This window comes from Paraburkholderia sp. J69-1, from assembly GCF_905220255.1.
In the GTDB taxonomy this organism is placed as follows: domain Bacteria; phylum Pseudomonadota; class Gammaproteobacteria; order Burkholderiales; family Burkholderiaceae; genus Paraburkholderia.
In genome coordinates this window covers 208,991-225,196 of record NZ_CAJMZG010000013.1, presented here as the reverse complement: position 1 = coordinate 225,196, position 16,206 = coordinate 208,991, and the positions used below count along the sequence as shown (strand labels likewise).

At 64.2% G+C, this 16,206-nt stretch carries 11 protein-coding genes, 1 pseudogene and 1 riboswitch; of the genes and pseudogenes, 3 read left to right on the top strand and 9 right to left on the bottom strand.

Translation table 11 applies throughout. From position 1 onward, the window contains the following. Nucleotides 1–6: 6 nt before the first annotated feature. From bcsB to U5A67_RS24085, 7 genes are all read right to left on the bottom strand, one after another. The gene (bcsB, locus tag U5A67_RS24115) at nt 7–2,451 is read right to left on the bottom strand and encodes a cellulose biosynthesis cyclic di-GMP-binding regulatory protein BcsB (RefSeq protein WP_321816163.1); all 2,445 of its coding nucleotides are present in this window, start codon (nt 2,449–2,451) and stop codon (nt 7–9) included. Continuing rightward, the gene (locus U5A67_RS24110; protein ID WP_321816162.1) at nt 2,444–4,828 is read right to left on the bottom strand and encodes a cellulose biosynthesis cyclic di-GMP-binding regulatory protein BcsB; all 2,385 of its coding nucleotides are present in this window, start codon (nt 4,826–4,828) and stop codon (nt 2,444–2,446) included. Before U5A67_RS24110 ends, bcsB begins: the two co-directional genes overlap by 8 nt. After that, complete coding sequence (gene bcsA, locus U5A67_RS24105; RefSeq protein ID WP_205983686.1) at nt 4,825–7,074, bottom strand: UDP-forming cellulose synthase catalytic subunit; 2,250 nt, start codon at nt 7,072–7,074, stop codon at nt 4,825–4,827. Before bcsA ends, U5A67_RS24110 begins: the two co-directional genes overlap by 4 nt. Before the next feature lie 5 nt (nt 7,075–7,079). Further along, a complete protein-coding gene (bcsQ, locus tag U5A67_RS24100; RefSeq protein WP_321816161.1) occupies nt 7,080–8,141 on the bottom strand; it encodes a cellulose biosynthesis protein BcsQ in 1,062 nt (353 codons plus the stop codon). Continuing rightward, nucleotides 8,138–8,689: a BcsR/BcsP family cellulose biosynthesis protein gene (gene bcsR, locus U5A67_RS24095; RefSeq protein ID WP_321816160.1), complete on the bottom strand. Its 552-nt coding sequence runs from the start codon at nt 8,687–8,689 to the stop codon at nt 8,138–8,140. The genes bcsQ and bcsR overlap by 4 nt, the downstream gene beginning before the upstream one ends. A gap of 73 nt (nt 8,690–8,762) precedes the next feature. Next, the gene (bcsD, locus tag U5A67_RS24090; protein WP_321816159.1) at nt 8,763–9,191 is read right to left on the bottom strand and encodes a cellulose biosynthesis protein BcsD; all 429 of its coding nucleotides are present in this window, start codon (nt 9,189–9,191) and stop codon (nt 8,763–8,765) included. Between the two features lie 342 nt (nt 9,192–9,533). Further along, nucleotides 9,534–9,836: a hypothetical protein gene (locus tag U5A67_RS24085; RefSeq protein WP_321816158.1), complete on the bottom strand. Its 303-nt coding sequence runs from the start codon at nt 9,834–9,836 to the stop codon at nt 9,534–9,536. 850 nt (nt 9,837–10,686) lie between these two features. On the opposite strand from U5A67_RS24085, the gene U5A67_RS24080 reads away from it, so the two are divergent. Together U5A67_RS24080 and U5A67_RS24075 are read left to right on the top strand one after the other, a co-directional pair. After that, nucleotides 10,687–11,697 (top strand): hypothetical protein, encoded by a 1,011-nt coding sequence (locus U5A67_RS24080; protein WP_321816157.1) that lies wholly within the window; start codon nt 10,687–10,689, stop codon nt 11,695–11,697. 60 nt (nt 11,698–11,757) lie between these two features. Then, entirely contained in the window at nt 11,758–12,858 is a 1,101-nt protein-coding gene (locus U5A67_RS24075) for a TAXI family TRAP transporter solute-binding subunit (protein WP_321816156.1), read from the top strand. 15 nt (nt 12,859–12,873) lie between these two features. Here the strand turns inward: U5A67_RS24075 and U5A67_RS24070 are convergent, their stop codons facing one another. Both U5A67_RS24070 and U5A67_RS24065 read right to left on the bottom strand, forming a co-directional pair. Beyond that, a complete protein-coding gene (locus U5A67_RS24070) occupies nt 12,874–13,275 on the bottom strand; it encodes a surface-adhesin E family protein (RefSeq protein ID WP_321816155.1) in 402 nt (133 codons plus the stop codon). Nucleotides 13,276–13,285: 10 nt separating this feature from the next. Further along, nucleotides 13,286–13,937: pseudogene (locus U5A67_RS24065) on the bottom strand (trimeric intracellular cation channel family protein). Between the two features lie 219 nt (nt 13,938–14,156). After that, a riboswitch (glycine riboswitch) is annotated at nt 14,157–14,246 on the bottom strand. A gap of 135 nt (nt 14,247–14,381) precedes the next feature. Here U5A67_RS24065 and U5A67_RS24060 point away from each other — a divergent pair. Continuing rightward, nucleotides 14,382–16,169 (top strand): ABC transporter transmembrane domain-containing protein, encoded by a 1,788-nt coding sequence (locus U5A67_RS24060; RefSeq protein WP_321816154.1) that lies wholly within the window; start codon nt 14,382–14,384, stop codon nt 16,167–16,169. The last annotated feature ends 37 nt before the right edge of the window (nt 16,170–16,206 follow it).

Genomic DNA, 16,206 nt, shown 5'->3' with positions numbered 1-16,206 from the left:
TCCTGATTAATGTTGCTCGCGCTGCGCGTCATGTTCGATCTGGCGCTGCGCCCGCTGCGCGGCCTGCAGGCGTGCCTGCGCCTGCGCGTCGCGGCGCGCCTGACGACGGCGCAGAAAGCCGAACAGCCCTGCCGCAAACGCCACCAGCGCGACGATGCCCAGCACCTTCGCCAGCCAGCCGAGCGACAGCCCGAACGACGCGAGCCACCAGTCGAGGCCGCGCCAGATGCCCAGATGGCCCACGTAGTAGCTGTGCTCGCTCACGAGCGAATCCACTTCCTGGCCGCGAATCGACACGAGGCTGCCCTGGATCGGCTGCTTGTCGTAGTTCGGCACGCCCAGCAGCGCGGAGACCGCATCCTTCAGGCCTTCAGGCTGATTGCTGACCATCATGACGACGCTGCGGCCCTTCTCCTTCGGCGATTCGAAACCGGCCAGCACGGCGCTCACGCCCGGACCGGTCCACGAAAGCTGCAGGCTGCCCGGCGCGGCATCGAGACGCGGATTCGAATGGAACCAGCCGCGCACGCGGCCCGGCAGATCGGACAGCGAGAACTGCGCGCCGTGGTCGTACGCGGCGGGCATGTATTGCGCCCAGTCCTTGAGCCAGGCCTGATCCGCGCCCGAGGCGATCACCAGCAGGTCCTTCGACGCGGGCATCGCGTCGATGCGCTGGCCGCGCAGCACGGTCACACCGCGCGCCGCATAGCCGGTCGAATCGCCCATGCGGCCCATCACGGACAGATACGCGCTGTATTCCTGCACGCCCGCGTTCTCGCCGAGCACGACATCGGTATCGGAGAGATCGGCCATGCGCGTGAACGGGAAACCCGCCTGCGCGAACGCCGCCAGGTTAGGCATGGCGATGTAGTGCGGATACTTCGACAGATCGATCGTCGATTCGGGATCGATCGCGCCGCGCACGTTATCGATGATGATGTCGCGGCATTCGCCCTGCTTGATGTAGTCGTACATGTAGCGGAACTGCAGCTGCGTGTTCGGCTGCAGCAGCGTTCCCAGCGGCACTTCCAGCTTCGCCTGGCGCGGCAGGCTGCTGTCGGGCAGCACTTCGGCGCGCAGCTTCGCGCCGCCTTCGAGGCGTTCGAGCGGCAACAGCGGAATCGACTTCATAAACTGGTCGCTCACGCTAAAGAGCAGCGACGAATTCACCATGTACGGCTGTGGCGTGTAGCGGTAATGCAGGTCGATCGGCACATTCGGCGCATGCCAGCCGAACAGATCCGGCGGCACGCGCGTATTGATGCGGATGAGGTCGGGGCTATAGCCCGATACGCTCAACTGCTTCGCATCGATCAGTTCACCGAACGACACCGGCCGGTCGGTGCGCAGCCAGCGCGGCGCGTCGTAAGGCTTGCGCGGCGTGATTTCGGCGAAATGCGTGATGAGCGCGCTCGGGCCGGAGAGCGTCTGGCTGCCGGTGACGAGCGCGTCGGCGGCCTGCTTGAGTTCCTTGCCGTCGCGGCCCATGACGAGCAGCAGCTTGCCGTTGGGATCGTTCGGATTGGCGACGATGGCGAGCGTCGGACCTTGCAGCGGCGCGCCCGCGAGCGTGGCCTGATCCGCGCCTTCGACGATCACGATCGCGTTGCCCTGCTGCGGCACCGTCGACAGCGAGACCGGGAAATCCGCGCCGCGATAGTTCGCCAGCGCGCCGAACCACGACGACACCGAACCCGCGGCTTCCAGCGCAGCGGCGTCGGGATTGCCCGCGAACACGAACGGCAGGCTCAGGCGGCGGATGTCGTGCGTGTCGAAGAACGGCATCGGCAGGCGCGCGAGATCGTTGGCCTGCGGCAGCGGCTGGGTATCGATGCTCAGCGTGCTGTCGTTGCTGATGTTGGCCCACAGGCTCGAATGCAGCGGGTCTTCGCACTGCGTGGTGTAGTGGCCGATCAGTTGCAGACGCAACTTGCTGTTCGAGGTGAACAGATACGGCGGCAGCGCGATGGTGCGTTGCAGGCTCGCGCCGGCCGTGTCTTTGGGCACCGCGATCGACGCCGCAACCTGATCGTTGACCAGCACGTTGATGTGCGAGAGATCGGGCAACAGCGCCGGCGAATAGGCATAGCGCAGATTCAGACGCGCGCCGCTCACGACCTGGTCGTCGCGCACGCCGACCGGCAGCGTGTTGCTGCCATCGACGCCGCGCAGGTTCAGCGCGTATTGCGCGCCCAGCTGGCGCAAGGTGTAGGTGACGGTCGAAGTCGGTCCTGCCGCTGCCGGCGCCGCGGTCGGTGCGGTCGGTGCGGTCGCGCCTGCTGCGGGCTGCGGCGCGGCGCTCTTCGCGGCATCGGCGTTCCCTGCCGCGACCGGCTGCGCCGCCAGCGTAACCGATGCCCAGAGGCAGGCACAGCCCAGCAGCAGCGCCGGCTGCACGGTGATGCGACGCGCAAGGCGTGCCCGGAAAAGGTCAGGCCGTCTTTTAAACATGAGAACCTCGTCGTCCTTCTTCACGTTGCGATGTCTGGGGAATGGCCAGGTCCAGCCGGTTCAGCGCGCGCCGGTGCAGCAGCACGCCGCCGAGCAGGCCGATCAGCACGACGCTGCCGAGCGTCGCGAACAGCAGCAGCACGATATGGCTCGCAAAGAACCACTCGATGCCCAGCCGCAGCGGCAGGGAGCCGATGAAATAGCTTTGATCCGTATTCAGTGTGGTCAGCAGACCGTCGTGCACCACCACGAGACTGCCGCTGAGCGAGTCGTTGGCGCGATAGCGGCGCGCCTGCAGCGCGCTCACGACCGCGTCGAGCCCCGCCGGCGAATTGGCCGAGATGACCACCACGCTGCGGCCGCCCGCGAGCGGCGATTCCAGCCCGGCCACCATGCCGTCGTGGTCGTCGCTGCGATAGAGCGCGGCGATATCGGCGTCGCGCTGCGCCTGGGCGTGACTGCCCGTGAGCTTGTCCCACCACGTCGACAGCGTGTGAGCGCGCGCGCTGACCGGGCCGAAGAAGCCACGCGGCAGCATGTCGTGCCAGGCCTTCAGCACCGGCTGGTTATCGCCCGAAGCCAGCACTAGCAGATCCTTGTCGCGCAGCGCGTCGTCCTTGAGCACCTGCGCGGGACTGCTCACGCGCACGCCCAGCACCGGATAGCCGGTGGCCTGGCCCATGCTGCCCATCAGCGTCAGATAAGCCGAATAGTCGTCGGCGACCGGTTGCGCGGGCAGGATCACCGCGCTTTCGGACAGATCGGCCAGACGCGTGAACGGAAAGCCCGCATCGCCGAACAGACGCAGATCCGGCATCGCCGTGTAACGCGGCAAGTGCGAGATATCGATCGTCGATGTCGGATCGATGGCGCTGAGTAGCGGGCCGCTCGGCACGTCCTGCCAGTTGTCCTTGCTCGCGACGTCCTCGTAGCGATAGTCGAATTGCAGCGTCGTGAGCGGCGGCAGCAGATAGGTCGGGATGCGCATCGTGGCGTGGCCGTCCGACGCGTCGCCGGGCAGCGCGAGTGTCTGGATCGGCGTATTGCCCGCCAGCACATGCAGCGACGAACGCGCCGACTCGGGCCGCGCCGTATAGCGGTAATGCAGATTCAGCACCGCGCCGCTGTTATCGAAGCCAAACAGGCCGGGCGGCAGATGCAGGTCCACGTCGATCGCGCCGGGACGCAGGCCCTGCACCGTGAAGCGATCCACGGGCTGGAGTTCGCCGAGCTCGACCGGACGGTCGCTGGGCAGCCAGTTCGGGGCGTCGAAGGGCTTGCGCGGCGCGCCGGAAACCGGGCCGTCGATGCGCACCTGCGAGCCCGAAAACGTCCGCGCGCCCAGCGCCAGTGCCGTTGCCGCCGTGTGCAATTGCTCTTCGTCGCTGCCCGTGACGAGCAGCAGGCGGCCAGCCGGGTCGTTCGGATTGGGCACGATCGCGAGCGTCGGGCCATCGACGGTGAGCGTGCTCAGGCCGAGCCCGGCAAGTTCGTCGCGCGAGGCCAGCACGACGGCGTGACCGTGCACGGGCAACGCGCCGAGGCTCGCGGAAAAATGCGAGCCGCGATAGCCCGCCTGCGCGCCCAGCCACGACGCCACGATGCCCGCCGATTCCAGACGCGTGCCGCCTGGCGCGCGCGGCAGCACCACGGGCAGGTTCACGCGGCGCACGTCGCGCGCGTCGAAGAACGGCGCGGGCAGTTGCGACAGATCGCTGGCTGCGGCCGCGGGCACCACCGTCAATTCGAGTGCGCTATCCGGGCCGGCCTTGAGCCACAGATCGGCGCTGAGCGGGTTGTTGCCCTGGTCGCTCGCCTTGCTATGGGCGATCAGTTCGAGGTTCAGATGATTGAACTCGGTGAGCAGCGAAACCGGCAGGTCGATCGTGGTGTTCGTGGATGCCGCCGGTACCGGCTCGGGCAGCGGGATCGTCGCGCCCACCACGCTGTTGAGCAGCACGTTGAGGTGCGAAAGCGCGGGCAGCAGCGTCGGCGAATAGCGGAAGTCGAGCACGAGCTTCGCGCTGACCACGCGTTCGTCGCGGCGCAGGCCGAAGTCCATGCCGCCATAGGCGTCCTCGCCGAGCAGGGACAGCCCTGCCGCGGCGTTATCGCGCAGCAGCGGAATGCGATAGGTGTAGGTGTTGCTTTCGGCGCTGGCTTGCGGGGCGGCATTGGATGGCGTGGCCTGCGTGGCCGAGGCCGGCATAGGCGCAGCCGATGCAGTTGCAATCGCGGGCGCGCCCTGCGCCATCGCCACATTCAGCGAGAGCGCGGCGATGGCCGCGAGGCCCGCACCGAAGCGCGCCGCCAGGCGGCGCGTGCGCAGCAGCGTGCACGTCAAGGTGCGCGTAGACGTCAAGTTGCCGGCACTCACGATTGTTTCGATCCCAACTCGCTCGCCGGCGTTTCGGTCGAACGACCCAGCCGCTCGCGCCCGCCCATCAGCAGATGGCGGAACAGGTCGATCAACCCGCGCACGCCCACGCCCAGCACTTCGAACAGGCTGCGCAGCGGCCGGTCCGGGCGATAACGGCCCCACGAGGCAATCCAGCTATCGGCGCGCGAGAAGGTCACGCGCATCAGGTCGCGCTCCTGATCGATGGTCAGCGCCGGGAAGCTCACGCCCACGGTGCGGCCACGGCACACCTGCACTTCGGCCGGGAACTTGCCTTCGTAGTCGTCGCGGAACACCGAAACGAGAATGCGCTCGCCGCGTTGCGGCATCGGCGCATCTTCGGGCAGCACGAGGCCGAGACCGCCCTGCGAATAGTCGCTGGTCTGGCAGGCGATGCGGCGGCCATCGGCCAGTTGCACGGCGGCGGGCAGTTCGATCTGCACGCGCGGCGTGAGGCGCAACTGGCGCGATTCGGTCGCCACACCGGCGGCGGCGCTCAGGTTCATCACGTTGTAGATCACCCAGACCAGGTTGAAGACGATACTCATCGCCTCGGGCCAGCCCGGGCTGCGAATCAGGCCGACCACGCCCACGCCGAAACCGGCGAGATTGATCAGCAACAGCACGATATAAGGCCGCGCCATCGCCCAGTCGAGGAAGGACTGGCGGATCACGCCGCCCTTCGAAGTCACGTTGAAGCCCTTGCTGCCGGGGAACAGCACCGCTTGCAGCGCGGGCAGGATCACGTACCACGCCAGCACGGTTTCGTAGACTTCGCTCCAGAACGAATGCCGGAAACGACCTTGAATCCGCGACGCGCCGATGCTCGAAATCACCAGATGCGGCACCGCATAGGCGAGCACCATCAGCGCCGATGCATGGAACACGTGCGCGCCGAAGAACAGGAAGGCCATCGGCGTCAGCAGGAACACGATGCGCGGCAGGCCGAAGAAGAAGTGCATCATCGCGCTGAGATAACAGAGCCGCTGCGGCAGCGTCAGGCCCGAAATCAATAGCGGATTGAACTGGCGGAAGATTTCCGCCATGCCGCGCGCCCAGCGAATGCGCTGCCCAACGTGGCGGCCGAGGCTTTCCGTGGCGAGACCGGCGGCTTGCGGAATCGGCAGGTAGCCCGTGTTGTAGCCCTTCATGCTCATCTTGAGCGCGGTCAGCGCGTCTTCGGTGACGCTTTCGGTCGCCACGCCGCCCACTTCGTCGAGCGCGGAACGGCGCAGCACCGCGCACGATCCGCAGAAGAACGCGGCGTTCCAGAGATCGTTGCCGTTTTGCAGCACGCCGTAAAACAGGTCGCCTTCGTTGGGCACCTTGCGGAAGGTTTCCAGGTTGCGTTCGAACGGGTCCGGCGAATAGAACACGTGCGGCGTCTGCACCATCGCCATCTTCGGGTCTTTCAGGAACCAGCCCATGCAGACCTGCAGGAACGAGCGCGTGGTCACGTGGTCGCAGTCGAACACGGCGACGAATTCGCCGTCGGTTTTCGCCAGCGCGGCGTTGAGGTTGCCCGCTTTGGCGTGCTGGTTGTCGGGGCGGGTCAGATAGCCCACGCCGGCCTCGGCGCAGAATGCGCGGAATGCTTCGCGGCGGCCGTCGTCGAGCAGATAGACGCGCATTTTGTCGGCCGGCCAGTCGAGCAGCGTCGCCGCCAGCACCGACTGCCGCACCACTTCGAGCGGCTCGTTATAGGTGGGAATGAACACGTCCACCGTGGGCCAGAGCGAGGTGTCGGCGGGCAGCGGCACGGGGCGGCGATGCAGCGGCCAGAGCGTCTGGAAGTAACTGCACAGCAGCATCAGCACGGCATAGCATTCGGCGGCAAGCAGCAGATAGCCGAAGGTCATGTCGAGCGGGCTCGTGAACGATAGCGTCTGCGTCATGCGCCAGTAGAGGTAGCGCATGGACATGAACACCGACAGCGCGACCAGCGACACCGTCAGCACGCGGCCGCGAATGCGGCTCAAGAACCACGCGACGACCATACACATGATCGCGAAGATCCATTGCTTCGACAAAGCCAGATGGACCGTCATCGCGGACGTGAACAGCCCTACGGCGGCCAGCATCACGACCACGCGCGCCCAGCCCGACGAAAGCAGCGAGGTGCCGGTGGCGAGGAGCTTGTCGTCCCAGTCGCCGGCGTCGTCGCTCTGCCCCGACCCGGCGGGTTGCTGCCTGCGCGGCAGCGGCTTGTGTTCGATCTGTGCCATAGCAATTATCCCTGGCGGGCCCTGATCCAAAGCGCGATCAGCAGCACCAGAACCACGCCCGACAACACGGCCATCACGCGGATCACGCCCGTTTTTCGCGCCGATGCGGCGGGTGCAGCGGCGCGCCGCTCGTCGTCGGCCAGTCTCATGCTGACGGCGGGTTCGCTGCCGCTAACGCCTTTGGCGTTCGTCGGCTGAAGTTGTCCGGTGGCGTGTTCCGGCGATTGTTCGGTTGATTGTGCGGTTGATCGTTCGGTCGATTGTTCGCTCTGCTGTGCGCGTGCCTGCGTGGCGATGTCGATCGCCGCGGTTGGCACGCGCAGTGTCGGCAACAGTTCGAGCACGCGATCGGCGCACGCGATCAGATCCGTGCGCCCCACGCTTTCCTGCGACGATTCGACGACGGTTCTGCCCTGCGCCAGCGCCTCGCTCACCGCGCGGTCGGCGCGCACGCGCGCAAGCACGCGCTCGCCCAGCGCACGCTGGATCAGTTCCGCCGCTTCGCGCGACAGCGCACGCGTATCGTCAGCCTGATTGATCAGACAGACGGCTTCGCGCTTGCCGTGGTGACGGCGGATCAGATTTTCGATCTGCGGCAGCGTTGCGTAGGACGCGGCATCGGCGAGCACGACGGAAATCACCAGATCGGCCACGCCCAGCGCCTGACGCGAAAAATTCGATACGCCGGGCGGCGTGTCCAGCAACACCAGCGCGTCGTCGGGCAGCTTCAGGCTCTGCAGGTGGCGCGAGAGCCAGTACGGATCGTCGGCGATACGGCGCTCCAGGGCCTGCATATCGCTTTCATTTAGCTGACCGAAAGGCAACACGCTCACGCCCGATGCCGTGCGTTCGCAGACCACGCGCCAGCTCGTGTCGCCCACGCTCGCGCGCGACAGGCCGAAGTAAGCCTCCGGCTTGCCGCCCAAATGCAGATGCAGCGCGTTTTGCGGATCGAGATCGAGCGCCAGCACCGTTCGGGCGCGACGGGTCAGTTCGACAGCCAGGTTGGCCGCTATCGTGCTCTTGCCCACACCGCCTTTTGCGGAAACGACTGCGACTACGATCATGGCGTCCCGCGTGGTGAGGCATCGGAACGCGGCTCGCTGCGCGCGAGCAGGCGTGCGAACACGCTGCCGAGCGGCGCCGGTTGACTGGCGGCGCATGCGCCCGGCTGAGGTGTGGCCGGCTGGGGCGCCACTACGGGCGCTTCGACAGCGGACAGCGGCGCGGCGGCTACAGTGTCAGTCTCGACGATGGCGGATTCAGCCTGAACGATGACCGGTTGCGGCGCGATTTCCGGCTGCGCAGCGCTGGCAACCTGCGGCTCGATCGCAACAGTTTCGGGCAGCGCTTGAGCTTGGACCTGCGCTTGCACCTGCGCCTGCAGCACCACCGCGTCGCCAGCCTCCGGCACGACCGGCGGCGGTTCGGACGCGGCATCGGGCAGCGTCCACGCGAACAGCGGCTGCGCGGCGGCATCGGCATCGGTCGTATCCGACGCGGACCACGGGCCACGCGAGCCTTGCATCTGCTCCGTTCTTTCCACTTCCTGGTACTGCGCCGGATTTCCGCCCGCTACCTCGAAGAGATTCGCAATGTCCGATGCACCGCTCATGCGCCGACCCCGTCGTATTCGTTGTGCGGTCCACCGACCGGCGCCACGCGCCTCTCGCACAACTTGCTGTTCTTTACTTGCCGAATAGAAAAACCATCGTCCCCGATGCATCCGCCGGTCCGGCCGTGGTGATCCGCAATTGCGAATCGGCACCCAGCTGATGCATCCATGCTTCGTAGGCGCCTTCCAGAAACGCCCCGGCCCATGGAAGATTCTCCGGGCCAAACGCCGCCTTGAGCGGCGCGTGGTAATGGGTGAGCACCAGCCAGTCCTGCGCCTCGCGAATTTCGACCGTACCCCAGTCCAACTCGCTCCAGACCCGATTCATCGCCGCCTGCATCTCGGCCACCGTGCCGGACGGCGCGAGCGCATATTGACGGCCGAATTGTTCGCCCGCGCTACGCATGAGCTGGGTCAGGAGCCGGGGCGTCAGGTTTTGCGTCAACTCTTGCGTAAAGAGCGACAGGAACGGTCGCCATTGCGGTGCAGGCATGGAATTCATGACATATCCGTGCGCCTTGCAGGCAGGCGCACATTGCAAAGCGGAACTGATAGAAACGGCCCTGAGCACCATTCGGGCCGTGACCGACGATACGCGCGATGTACCTTGAGATGATCCGGCAAGGACGTCGATTCAAACACGCGCGCGGGGCGGATTATACTGATTATTCTCTCGATGTTTATTTTTTTAATCTCGCAACAGCACCCGATTTGTTACGTCGACGCGACAAAATAATCGGTAAAACGTTTGCGGATGCAAAAGGGGCAATGTCTGAGGATATAAGTGTCCAGGCGCACAGTCATATTCGTCAGACGAGTCCTGCAAATCACGCTGCGTGTTCGGTTACGAGCCGCTTGCCATCGCCACATCCGGGTCCAGAAGCGGCTCGCTCGGCGCGACGAATATGGCTTTCTGCGCCGGTTCTGACTGCACGTAGTCGAGCGACGCAACAGGCGCAGCCGCCTCCTGCGCACTGTCATGCCGCCATTGCCCGCTTTCCAGATCGCCGTCCCAGAGCGGCCCGTGCACGTCCAGATCGATGGCGCCTGGCGGATGCGCGTCGAACAGTTCCGTATAGATCGCCTGGGCAATGGCCAGTCGCGCGAGATGTTCGGCGGGAACATGCGCAAACGTTTCGTCATGCACGCGCGGCACCAAGAGCGAAAAAGGCTTTTCTGCAGAGCCGATTCGAATGAATCCAACACTGATCCCGGATACGACAATCACGCTGTAGCGCAATGCTTCGTTCCCGTGCCCCGGAATACGAAACATGAATTCGGTCGTTTTCATTTTTTATTGTGACCCGGCATGCGTGCGAGGCATGAGGTCAAACTGGATTATCTTTTATAAGCTGGCGTCCAGATTGCCAGTCTGATCATCTGGACCGAACACACATCGACAAACTTCCCCGCGCCGATGCGTGCACAAAAAAGCTGCCGTCTCGAACGAAGCGGCAGCTTTAATATTCGCATTTCGATTGCGCCCAGCCTTTGAATGACCGATGCCGCATGAATTTGCAGTCGATGAAAATACTATCATGCAACGGACTGCTTACCATCTTCGGCCAATTTAAAAATTCGAAAAACTTCCCGGAGTTTACATATCACCATCATGCAACGGCTTGATGAATTTCCCGCGATGAGCCATGAGATTGTTTGCATCGATTCATTGCAAACGTTTGCAGATGAATTCTGAAGAAATCTATCTGATTCGCGATTACGCGAGCAACGCGTCATTCCTATGAACAAATGCCGTGCGAGCGTCGCGGCTCCCGCCTTATCGATACTTATGTGCGGTAGGTAACAACGGCCATTGACTCAATGTGGGAAACCACCCATATTTTCTTACAGGCGGTGGCGCGCGGTCCGGCCCCTCCGCTTTCCTGCGCATGTAGATCGTGAGTTTCGCGATTGCCCGGCGATCGCATCAACGACGATTCTGAGCATGCCGACTTGACCGTGCCTAAGCAGCATCGTCATCACGGTGGGGCTACTGCATGTCAGCTGACATTACCCGTGCCCAGCGTCTGCCCGCCGCGTGCAGGCATTGCGGCGGCGTGCTCAAGGAGTACGTCGATCGCTGCCCGTACTGCGGGGCGAGCCGTCCGCTCGAACGCGCCGCGCTGCGCGTGCGCTCGCGCTCCGAAGCTGTCGCGACGTCCGGCAGCAGCGCCGGTGCGCCGCCTGCGCAGAATGCCGTGACGCCCGCGGATCATCCCACCATCAAGGCCGACTACCAGCACCACGCCGCGCTCGAACACGCACCCGGGCAAATCCAGCGGCGCGCCTTCCCTAAAATCCTCTTGCTTGTTTTGCTGTTTCTGGCGCTTGCGTATGCGGCGTATCTGATGCTTGGCGGCGCGCGCAAGCCAGGTGACGCGGGCGATGCGGGCGAAGGCCAGGGCATTCATTCGCTGGTCGGAAAGATTTTGCCCTACTTGCCACGCAGCCGTTCGAGTTCGACCGACACCAATTCGACAAGCACCAATTCGAGCGCCGATACCCCACCCGCCGACGTTCCCAAGCCCGTCGCCGTACCGCAATTCAAGGACGTGCCCGATAGCCTGCGCGCGGCGCACGCCGGTCTCGCGACCAACGATTTGTCTGACGCAAAAGCCGCCGACGAAGCCGCACTCGCACACGACGCGCAAAACAGCGACGCGCTGGCCATCCAGCGCGACATCGCCGCGCGCGAGCAACGGCGCGACAGCGCGCTGCAAAACGCCGACCGCTGCGTGAACCAGCGCGACTGGGGCTGCGTGCAGCAACAGGCCTCCGAAGCGCTCGCCATCGATTCGAGCAGCCAGCAGGCGCAGTCGTTGATGGAGCGCGCGATTCTGTCGACCGCCTGGGCACCGGCTGCATCGGGCGCTGCGGCTCCTGCAGCCAGCGCGCCCAACCCGACACACACGCCCGCCGCCGCGAACGACAGCGGCGCGGATGCGCGCGAGCGCGCCATTCTGCAAAACGGCTGGAAGTCTCCTGCACAGCCCGGCAATACCCAATGACCTCGCGCCCCAACCCGATCGCAATCTGCCGTCCATCACATCCAATGCGGGAGAGTGACCATGCTGAAGACGACTCTAGCGGCAATGGCGGGGTTGATCGCCCTGCTCTTTTCGGCGTTCGCCATAGCCGCTGCGGCTGACGCGCACTACAAGATCACGACCGGGCCGGAACGCGGCACGTATATCCAGATCGGCCAGGATCTCGCCAAATGGGTCGCGCAGCCCGCAGGCATCGATCTGGAAGTGCTGCCCTCGAAAGGCTCGGCGGAAAACGTGCAGCGCATGCGTTTCGAGCCTGGCGTGAAACTCGCGCTCGTGCAGTCCGATGTCTATCAGGCTTATGTCGATATGGCCAATTCCGGCAATCAGGACGCCGGCACGACGATTCGCCCATTGCGTCTGATCATGCCGCTTTACGACGAAGAGATTTATTTCGTCGTCCGCAATGATTCGCCGATGAAGAGCATCAACGAGATCAAGGATAAGGTCATGAGCGTCGGGCTGATCGGCAGCGGCACGGCGCAATCGGCCACCACGCTGTATCGCCTGATGTTCGGCCAGCCGATTCCCGATCAGAACGCGCAGCATCTGAGCAACGAAGATGCGCTGGCCGCGCTGATCGTCAAGAAGATCGACGTGGCGATTATCGTCGCCGGTCAGCCCGCGAAACTTTTTACCGACATGAATCCGAATCTGCTGCAGCAGATCCGTTTCCTGCACGTCGATCCGGCCGCGCCGGAAACCGCGCGCGCGAAACAAACCTATTTCCCCGCGACGATTCACACCTCCAGCTACCCGAACTGGCTCAAGGAAGATGTGCCGACGTGGACGGTCAAAGCCTTTCTCGTCACCTACGATTACAACCTGCGCGATACGGTCGGCAATCTGCGGCGTTTTGCCGATTCGCTCTGCGTGAACTTCGACAATCTGCAGGAGCACGGCCATCCGAAATGGAAACAGGTCAAGCTGGAACTGCCTGGACTCGGTAGGGGATGGCAATACTATCAGCCGGTCGAGCGGCGCCTGAAGGCGTGCTTCGCGCATCGCGCCGCGACGCAGGCGGCCGCCGGTGCGGGCGCGCAGCCACGCGCCCCCGCGCAGGTGGTCAATGGCCGGCCGTGTTCGGATCAGGAGCGCCTGCTGCTGCTTTGCGGCAAGTGAAGCGAAACGCAGGCTTCATCCACGCGAAGCGCAGGCGATCTTCATCAACGTGCGGGCCGGCCCCACGGGGTCGACCTGCTCGAAACGAATCTTCGGTTCGACCGCCCGCGCGATTTCATCGCCGTTCGCATCGTAGGCCAGCAGGCTCGCCAGGCCAACTTTGCGCGCCGTGCAGCGGAACGCGAATAAGGCGCGATCGTGGGTTTCCTGCTTCGCGCCAATCAGATTGGGCGGGTCGAACTCTGTGCGCGTCCACACCTTGACGATGCCTGCTTCGGCGGCAATCGAGGAAGCGTCGTAATAGATCGTCGCGCCGGAATCGTGTGAGAGCACGCGCCACTGCACGGCGTGGGCCGCAGCCGCGTAAAACAGCAAACCCATGCAGCCGGTCGTGGCGGCGAATTTCCCGACGCTCACTGCGATGGAATCAATCGTGCAACGCGCCACGCTTTCCTCCTGCATTGCTGCGTTGAGCCAGTGCAAAAACCGGCAAACGCCAACCGCGCCAGCGCGGTCAGGCGCAAGGATAAACCGGCCATAAAACTCATGGCGGTATTCAGATCGGTATCGACGCCGGCGCTGCGCAACAGCAGAAAAAGCCCCGCCGTCAGCAGCGAAACGCTCGCATACATCTCGTGGCGAAACACAATGGGCACGCGATTGCACAGCACATCGCGCAATATGCCGCCGACGATGCCCGTCGCCAGACCCGCCATCATCACGACCGGCACGCGATATTCCATCGTCAAAGCGACATTGCAGCCGATCAAGGTGAACGCCATCAGACCCATTGCATCGAGTACGAGAAATATCGTTTGCAGATGTCGAAGATATGGCGCGATCAGCATCGTCAGCAAACCCGCGCACAGCACGAGATACAGATAAGCGGGATGCTGGGTCCACGCGACCGGAAAATGGCCGAGAAAGATATCGCGAACCGTGCCGCCGCCCAGTGCGGTAACGAACGCAATCACCAGAACGCCAAACACGTCGAACACGTCGAACTTGCGGCGGCCAGCGGCCAGCGCGCCGGTCATGGCTTCGGCGGTAATGGCAAGGAGATAGATGTAATTCAGCATGCTGCGCACCTCGGTAAAACGAGCGGCAGCGGGAACGACAACAGCAGAAAAAGCATAAGAACCTGGAAAAGAACAGGGTGCGCGATGCACACCTCGAAAGCCTCTCCCTCTGTCCTTTTACCTGAGAGTTTGGGCTCGTTACGAGCCTGCCCCTTCGGTGGACCGCGATCCTTGCACGCGCATCGATCGCGTGAATCGCAGCCTCTCTCCAGTCGGCGAAATTCTCTCGTGGTACATGTGCCTGAGCGATTCCGGGAGCTTGCGCCTTCGGCGGAGGCACAGATGGCCTCTCTCTCCCACGAAAGAGTCGGCGCAATTATCGGTGTCGATAAAGCTTCGTGTCAAATACGCGACGATGCGATGTCCGCGCACGGCCTGGAGTCCATTGAACGATAATCGCGTTTCAACGCCCATCGATGCCCTCTCGCGAGGGCGAGGAAATCCATGCCAGACGCCGCTCCCCGCTCCGCCCGCATCACCCCGTTGTTCGCCCTCTTGCCTTTCCTGCGGCCTTATGCGGGGCGCTGGGCGCTGGCGTTTCTCGCGCTGCTGACATCGGCGGGCGCCACGCTCGCGCTGCCCGTGGCGTTCAAATATCTGATCGACCGCGGCTTCGCGAGCGGCGAGCGCACGCATATCGACCGCTATTTCATCGCGCTCTTTATCGTCTCGCTGATACTCGCGGCGGCGACGGCCCTGCGCTTCTATTGGGTTTCGTGGCTTGGCGAGCGGGTCACGGCCGATTTGCGCCGCGCGGTCTACGACCACGTCATGCGCATGAGCCCGGAATTCTTCGAGACCACGCAAACCGGCGAAGTACTCTCGCGGCTAACCACGGATACGACCTTGATTCAGGCCGTAGTCGGCACGAGTCTGTCGCTTGGTTTGCGCAACGCGCTGCTGACGATCGGCGGCGTGACGATGCTGGTGACGACGAGTCCGGTGCTATCCGCCTATATCATCGCGACGCTGATCGTGGTGGTCGCGCCCATCGTTATTTTCGGGCGCCGCGTGCGGCGTCTGTCGCGCGCGAGTCAGGACAAGGTGGCCAATGCAAGCGCACTGGCCGGCGAAGTGCTCAACGCCATGCCCACCGTGCAGTCGTACACGCAGGAAAATTACGAAGCGCGGCGCTTTGGCGGCGCAGTGGAAACGGCCTTTGAAACAGCACTCACGCGCATTCGCGCACGGGCGGGGCTCTCCGCCGTGGTGATCGTTTTCGTGTTCGCGGCGATTGTGTTCGTGCTGTGGCTGGGCGCGCAAGCGGTACTGGCCGGGCGCATGACGGCGGGCCAGTTGTCCCAGTTCATCCTTTACGCAGTATTCACGGCGGGCGCGGTGGGCGCGGTCGCCGAAGTCTGGGGCGATCTGCAACGCGCCGCCGGTGCCACCGAGCGTCTGCTGCAACTGCTGGCCGCGCGTTCGCCGGTTGTGGAAGCCGCCGCGACCGTGCCGCTGCCGGCACAAGGCGAAGGCATCCGCTTCGAGAATGTGAGCTTTTCGTATCCGTCGCGCGCAGGCGTGGCTGCACTCGACGGCTTTACGCTCGATGTGCGTCCCGGCGAACATGTGGCGCTGGTCGGGCCTTCGGGTGCGGGCAAAACCACGCTGTTCCAGTTGCTGCTGCGTTTTTACGATCCGCAGTCCGGCCAGATTTCGATCAACGGCGTGCCCACGCAACAGGTCTCGCTCAACGCGCTGCGCCAGTCGATTGGCGTGGTGTTGCAGGAATCGGTGATTTTCTCGGGCAGCGTGCTCGACAATATTCGCTACGGCATGCCCGACGCGAGCCTCGCGCAAGTGCAACGCGCCGCTGAAATGGCCGCAGCCGCCGGCTTTATCGACGCATTGCCGCAAGGCTACGATACGTTTCTGGGCGAGCGTGGCGTGCGTTTGTCGGGCGGTCAGCGGCAACGCCTGGCGATTGCGCGGGCGATCCTCAAGAACCCGCCCGTTCTGCTGCTCGACGAAGCCACCAGCGCGCTCGATGCCGCCAGCGAGCGCCTCGTGCAGACCGCCCTCGATAACGCCGCGCAGAACCGCACGACGCTGGTGATCGCGCATCGGCTGGCGACCGTGCAACAGGCCGACCGCATTGTCGTGCTGGAACATGGCCGCATCGTCGCGCAGGGACGTCATGCCGAACTGCTGCAAAGCTCGCCGCTTTACGCGCAGCTTGCGGCGCTGCAGTTCGAAACGAGCCCGGGCGATCTACCGGCAAATATCGGTTAGCGTTCCGAATTAACTGGAGGAGTGCGTGATGCGCGCG

Bases quoted from the DNA above. Each gene is read 5' to 3' on its own strand.
- bcsB (WP_321816163.1), bottom strand. From the start codon at position 2,451: ATGTTTAAAAGACGGCCTGACCTTTTCCGGGCACGCCTTGCGCGTCGC.
- bcsA (WP_205983686.1), bottom strand. From the start codon at position 7,074: ATGGCACAGATCGAACACAAGCCGCTGCCGCGCAGGCAGCAACCCGCC.
- bcsQ (WP_321816161.1), bottom strand. From the start codon at position 8,141: ATGATCGTAGTCGCAGTCGTTTCCGCAAAAGGCGGTGTGGGCAAGAGC.
- bcsR (WP_321816160.1), bottom strand. From the start codon at position 8,689: ATGAGCGGTGCATCGGACATTGCGAATCTCTTCGAGGTAGCGGGCGGA.
- bcsD (WP_321816159.1), bottom strand. From the start codon at position 9,191: ATGAATTCCATGCCTGCACCGCAATGGCGACCGTTCCTGTCGCTCTTT.
- U5A67_RS24080 (WP_321816157.1), top strand. From the start codon at position 10,687: ATGTCAGCTGACATTACCCGTGCCCAGCGTCTGCCCGCCGCGTGCAGG.
- U5A67_RS24075 (WP_321816156.1), top strand. From the start codon at position 11,758: ATGCTGAAGACGACTCTAGCGGCAATGGCGGGGTTGATCGCCCTGCTC.
- U5A67_RS24060 (WP_321816154.1), top strand. From the start codon at position 14,382: ATGCCAGACGCCGCTCCCCGCTCCGCCCGCATCACCCCGTTGTTCGCC.